6 protein-coding genes are annotated in these 5,479 nt (G+C 53.5%); 4 read left to right on the top strand and 2 right to left on the bottom strand.

Annotation, left to right across the window (positions count from 1 at the left end; translation table 11 throughout):
* The first annotated feature begins 794 nt into the window (after positions 1–794).
* The 4 genes from GSQ88_RS12695 (at position 795) to GSQ88_RS12680 (ending at position 3,478) form a co-directional block, all read left to right on the top strand.
* Positions 795–1,031 carry a hypothetical protein gene (locus tag GSQ88_RS12695; protein ID WP_159008100.1) on the top strand — a complete coding sequence of 79 codons (237 nt, stop codon included), beginning with the start codon at positions 795–797 and terminating at the stop codon, positions 1,029–1,031.
* Between the two features lie 272 nt (positions 1,032–1,303).
* The gene (locus tag GSQ88_RS12690; protein WP_159008099.1) at positions 1,304–1,504 is read left to right on the top strand and encodes an SH2 domain-containing protein; all 201 of its coding nucleotides are present in this window, start codon (positions 1,304–1,306) and stop codon (positions 1,502–1,504) included.
* Between the two features lie 516 nt (positions 1,505–2,020).
* A complete protein-coding gene (locus GSQ88_RS12685) occupies positions 2,021–2,863 on the top strand; it encodes an SDR family oxidoreductase (RefSeq protein ID WP_159008098.1) in 843 nt (280 codons plus the stop codon).
* Positions 2,864–2,935: 72 nt separating this feature from the next.
* Entirely contained in the window at positions 2,936–3,478 is a 543-nt protein-coding gene (locus GSQ88_RS12680; protein ID WP_159008097.1) for an NUDIX hydrolase, read from the top strand.
* Between the two features lie 48 nt (positions 3,479–3,526).
* Here the strand turns inward: GSQ88_RS12680 and GSQ88_RS12675 are convergent, their stop codons facing one another.
* Positions 3,527–4,312 (bottom strand): ABC transporter ATP-binding protein, encoded by a 786-nt coding sequence (locus tag GSQ88_RS12675; protein WP_159008096.1) that lies wholly within the window; start codon positions 4,310–4,312, stop codon positions 3,527–3,529.
* A 4-nt stretch (positions 4,313–4,316) separates the two neighbouring features.
* Positions 4,317–5,171 carry an ABC transporter permease gene (locus tag GSQ88_RS12670; protein WP_159008095.1) on the bottom strand — a complete coding sequence of 285 codons (855 nt, stop codon included), beginning with the start codon at positions 5,169–5,171 and terminating at the stop codon, positions 4,317–4,319.
* Between the last annotated feature and the right edge of the window lie 308 nt (positions 5,172–5,479).

The following is a 5,479-nucleotide window of genomic DNA, read 5'->3' as shown; positions in this document are numbered from 1 at the left end:
TCGTCTATTCATAGTCTCTCCTGTTCGCGGCCATCATCGCCGCTTTCAGGCAGAAATTCCACTTATCGTCCTGTCCAAATTCCCGGAACCGGCTCTCTCACTCCGATAGACCAATCGAGTTGGCGTTTGGCGTGCATCAAGTCAGTGTCTGCCGCTGCTGCCGTCTCAGAGGAGGGGGCCCGTAGTTCAGTGGGTCTCTTATTTGTCTCGATGTTTCCAAACGAGGGCTATGAGCCGTCGTTGACCCTCACGAGAACTCTCTATCGGAAGTAGGCGCCGTGGTTGCTACGGTGGCTTGAGCTTACCTTTGGCTTTTCGTCTCAAGAACTCCAATAGGCCGATGAATATTATCGGCGCGAGGAAAACTACCGAGACGACAATTGCAACAAAAGGGTGCCGGTCGGCCATCAAAATCCAGATGCAAGCCGATGGGACACCAAAACCGATCCAGATTGCTGCGACTGTATTGCGAAGCCGGATCGCATGCCGATTTTCCATCCTGAAAAATGTGCATTTGCGGAGAGACGCGATCAAGGTTGCTTTGTCCATTAATCTGCATCGGCAGAGATATGCGAAACCTAGGGCGACCGGCGGAAACGCAGAAGGAAAGTATTGGGTCGCTTACAATATGAAGGTTCTTGGCGTCCGACTCGCTTTCGCGCGACTTGGGACACGTGTAGGTTTGTTGGCTGCATCATATTTTGCTATCGATTGTTGCAGTACTTGTGAAGAATTGCTAGCGGAATAGGTATTTAGTGTCGCTTTGGTGCGGACCAGATTCGGGGATTCGATCGATGGATGAGAAGCTGAGAATTGTAACGATAAGGGTCGAGAATCTTGAAGGTGGCGGCGTTCGTGCGTGGAGCGATGACCTAGCGGGCCTATCACTTGTCTGCCCAAATCATGACGTGCTTTTCGCCGAACTGACGCCCAAAATTGTGGGCCTCCTCAAGCAACAGGGTTTTGATGGTAAGGTCGTTCGGGAGATCCATCAATTTGTTGTGGAGGTAAAGCCGATCCAGGATCGGTAGGTCTGGGTCAGGTATTCCCCGCCGTCTTTCGGAATTCAGGTGCTGGCTGTTTCCCATCCCGCGAATCTACGGGAGGCCTTTTATTTTCGTACGTCTGCCGTCGGATGGATGCGGTGGGTTACCTACTCGTTGAGTGGGTCGGAGAACGCGATAAACGATGCGGCCTTGTAGGCGGCGGGATCCCGCTACAATCGCTACATCTAGTGCCCGGCCCAAGCGTGACGAAGTCTGATTTCAGCTACAACTTTCGCGAGGCTATTTGAAAAATCAGCGTGACGATCGACAGTCACATCGCTTGCTTGCGTGTCCGCAATGGCAATCCAATCGTGTTCGGCGGACCGATCGATCGTAAGGCGGAACTCCGCTGGCCACCAGTCGGCCTGACGCTGATTGATGAGAGCAATCAATTCTGCGGTTGTTTTAGTCTGTCGATTGACCATCTTTATGAACAAACAGTAACCCTCTTCGCATAACATTAGCAGGGACTTTTGTCAGAATCCAGCGCTCTGGCGAGAGTTCGTTCTCGGCCTGAAGAACCCCCGCGAGCCTGCGCTCGTTTTGTAAGGTGCTGACGTATCTCGTGTTTTTGCGGACGGGAGCATTCGCTGCGTGTAATCTTGGACGTCGTTTTGCCAAGGACGTCCAGGCCAGAACTTGATGTCGCTTGCTGGGCACGATGAACCTTGTCGACGCCTCCTGCCCGTCGGTCTTTTTCCGCCACAGAGGGCGCACCGGCTCAGTTGGGATATTGCGGGGGATCCTTGGCCCCAAGATGGGGGTCGCGCTGCGTGTTTTCGGTGTTAGCGGGAAGCATCGTTGGTAGCGGAGATAGGAAACTCCATCCTGCGCGCGGATTTGGACAGCTTGCTGCACGTCAGACCGTCAAACCGCTATGCCAGCGTTATTTTGCTTTCGTAGCTGCGATGTTCCATGAGAAATGGGTCGCCACCACTTTGTAACGACCCAGCGTTGGCTATCAGGCTGAATTCATGAGAAGCGCAGTTATCGGTGCAACGGGAATTGTAGGCGGGCATATCGTCGATCAGCTCGTAAGGCGGGGCGAACGCCCGATAGCACTGTCGCGGTCGATACGCAGCAGCACGATGAATGTCGAGTGGTTCGAAGGCGATTTGAACGCGCCTGAAAAGTTAGAGCTACCTGCCATTTCAACACTCTATTGTACGGCCAACGTTGGTCTGATGGCCGTTGCGCTTCCGTATTTTCCTCGGGAACAGCTGACCCGCGCGGTTGCCTTCACGTCAACCAGCATAATAACCAAGGCGGAATCGGAACTCCGTTCGGAACGCGAAAGCGTCCTGTTGTGGGCTGAATCGGAGCGACAATTCATCCTTGCATGTGAGCGGCTCGGCGTCCAATGGACGATCCTGCGTCCCACCCTAATTTACGACGAAGGTCGGGATGCGAACGTCACGCGATTGTCACGCCTCATTGAGAAGATCGGCTTTATGCCGTTGGCCGGAGCAGGTTCCGGGTTGCGTCAGCCCGTGCACGCCGAGGATTTGGCGCTAGGAGCGATTGCGGCGGCTGCCAGTTCCGATGCGAAAAACAAGATCTATGCGCTCGCGGGCACGGATACGATCACCTACCGTGAAATGGTAGGGCGCATTTTCGACGGTATGCAGAGATCGCGCCGCATTGTCGCTATTCCCCCGCCACTATGGAGGGCTGCATTCGCGTTGGCAGCTCCGCTTATTTCCAACGCGAACGTGGCTATGGGCAATCGGATGGCGACCGACATGATCTTTGATGTGACTCCCGCGGTCAATGATTTCGGCTGGAATCCGCGAGAGTTTCGTCCCAAATTTAAGTGACCTCAAATATTCTTCTGCCGAGGCCAAATACGTGACGGGCGGTCGGCAGCAAGAAGCATTATGGAGCTGGAGATGGCGACCGAACTCAAACCTTGGACGGTGAACGATTCATCGACGATTATAAAGGACCGTTGGATTGATTTGAGAGCAGACGACTGCACTACGTCCGCCGGCGTCAGCATCTCGCCGTATTATGTTTTGAGCTATCCCGACTGGGCTCATTGTATATGCTTTGATCGTGAGGATCGAATCTGCGTTGTGTCTCAGTACCGCCACGGCGCATCGAGGGTGATGAAGGAGTTGCCAGGCGGCGTGGTCGAAGCGGGCGAGTGCGCGTTAGACGCAGCAAAGCGTGAATTGCTCGAGGAAGCCGGAATTCGCGCCGACGAATGGCGTGCTTGCGGAGATTTCAGCCCGAATCCAGCAACCCATACCAATCGTTTCCATGTCTTTGCATGCCGGATGACGTCGATCGAGGCGCCGCGACCAGACGCGTCGGAGGAAATTCGTTCGGAGTTTCTAACGCTCAGTCAATTGCGTGCAGCGATCGAAACTGGGGAGTTTGGACAATTGCTCCACATCGGCGCGCTTTGTCGGGCACTGCGCTGCATCTGAACGAAACTATTCTGTTTGCGCCGCGAAAGGTCGAAGAGAATGACATGCTCAGCGAGCTCTTTCGGCATTGTTGTAAACATCGAGAACATCTTCGATGTTCCCCTGCAATTTCACCTCCCCGCGTTCCATCCAAACGCCTTTGTTGCACCAGCGTCGGCAGATTTCGCTGCTATGGGATGCAAGGATCAGAATTCCCGCTTTTTCCACGAACATCTCGATTCGTCGTTGGGCTTTCTCTAGAAAAACCGCATCACCCGCGACGATCCACTCGTCCATCAAAACGATTTCGGGAGCGAAACAGGTGGCAACAGCGAAGGTCAATCGGGTCATCATGCCCGATGAGTAGGTACGAACCGGAATATCGAGATAGTCGCCGAGTTCGGTAAAGTCGACAATATCCGTCATCCGATCTTCGATCTCGTTTGCGGACAGCCCGAGAATCAATCCGCGCAAGCGGATATTATCGTAACCGCTCATGTCGCCATCGATGCCGAGGCTAATGTCGAACATCGGTGAGATTCGACCGAGACTTTTCACCACACCTGTTACCGGCTCATAGATACCGGCCATGGCCCGCAACAACGTCGTTTTTCCTGCACCGTTAGTGCCGATCAGAGCGACACGGTCGCCGGTTTGAAACTCAAGCGATACATTTCGCAATGCTTGCACGACGATACGGTGATTAGCATCGCTGGCTAGCTGTCCGCCGGAGCCGCGAAACAGCAAGCTTTTTTTCAGGGATCGTGAACCCCCATGGTAGATTGGAAAAGATACACTGACGTCTTCAAGCGAGAGTTCGCTCTTGCCGACGAGATTAATTGAGGTGGTCTCCATCGATCTAAACCCAGTAGGAAATGCGCGACCGGAACCGCGCAAAAAAGGCGCCGACGATGACGGCGTTGACCAACGTAATCAGCAGCACGGCAATGTAGCTTTTGGCCAAGGGAGGATTCCCGAGCAAAGGCGCGCGCACTATTTCCAGCAAATGGTAGAACGGATTGAGGTCCGCAATGTAGGTCCGGTTGCGAAGCAACTCTGGTTTCCACATGATAGGCGTCACGAAGAACACGATCTGCACCATGGAGTTGATCAACTGGGGAACATCCCGAAACCGTGCGGACACCATTCCGATTAAAAGCGTGATGAGTCCCCCATTCAGCAGGACAAGCAGGAGACCTGGAATAGCCAGCAGTGCCACGGCGCCCGGCCAAATATCAAAATAAAATAAGATGCCAAAGTAGATTACAAAGTTGTGGGCAAAAATAACCAGTTTGCTCCAGCTCGATCGAAAAACATAGACGGAGTAGGGTAACCTGATTTGTTTGATGTAGGATTCTGCTCCGGTAAAAAGTGTGCCGCCCTCGCTCAGAAAGCTGGAGATTAGATTCCATACCAGCAAGCCGACGCAAAGATAGGGCAAGAAATCGTGGATCGGGGTGTTGAACAAATCAGCGTAAAGTATGCCGAGGGATATGACCATAATAGCCATGCTCGCGGTCAACCAGAATGGACCCAACATCGAACGACGATAGCGCTGCAGAATGTCGTTCCAGCCGAGTCGCACCCAAAGTGGCCAAAGAGCTAATCCGCTTTTCAAGTCAGAAAAAGCCGCTGCCAGTGCGAATCCGGCGCCCCCTCGCGTCACGAGATAGCGTAGGCTTGTGTCACGGGCTTCGTTTAGAGTCATCGTCATGTAACCATTAATCCGACAGCTTCCAGGGTGTCCCCACCGGGGACTAGGTAGCCTATTTGCTACGTGAAAGAAACGGTTGTTACAGGTCTTGCGGGCTGGTGTGGGGTTGGCCTAAATCAAGACGTACACGTTAATTTTAATTGGAGTGTGGTGCCGCTGGCGGTGGCCTGCGGTGTTTCCGGGTCTATCGATTTGAGCAACTAGGGCATTTTTGAGGTGGTCCCGGTTTCCGGGACAGTTTGGCGGCAAGGCTAAGATGGATTCCGGGTTGATTACGCCGCCAGTTTCTCCTCAGTTTGCTGCATAGC

The sequence above is a fragment of the Bradyrhizobium sp. S69 genome (genome assembly GCF_009766005.1).
Lineage (GTDB): Bacteria > Pseudomonadota > Alphaproteobacteria > Rhizobiales > Xanthobacteraceae > Bradyrhizobium.
The sequence above is the reverse complement of the archived record's forward strand: the minus strand, read 5'-3'. Positions and strand labels throughout refer to the sequence as shown.

Excerpts from the sequence above, each read along its gene's own strand:
- GSQ88_RS12680 (WP_159008097.1), top strand. The coding sequence starts at position 2,936 with ATGGCGACCGAACTCAAACCTTGGACGGTGAACGATTCATCGACGATT.
- GSQ88_RS12675 (WP_159008096.1), bottom strand. The coding sequence starts at position 4,312 with ATGGAGACCACCTCAATTAATCTCGTCGGCAAGAGCGAACTCTCGCTT.
- GSQ88_RS12685 (WP_159008098.1), top strand. The coding sequence starts at position 2,021 with ATGAGAAGCGCAGTTATCGGTGCAACGGGAATTGTAGGCGGGCATATC.
- GSQ88_RS12695 (WP_159008100.1), top strand. The coding sequence starts at position 795 with ATGGATGAGAAGCTGAGAATTGTAACGATAAGGGTCGAGAATCTTGAA.
- GSQ88_RS12670 (WP_159008095.1), bottom strand. The coding sequence starts at position 5,171 with ATGACGATGACTCTAAACGAAGCCCGTGACACAAGCCTACGCTATCTC.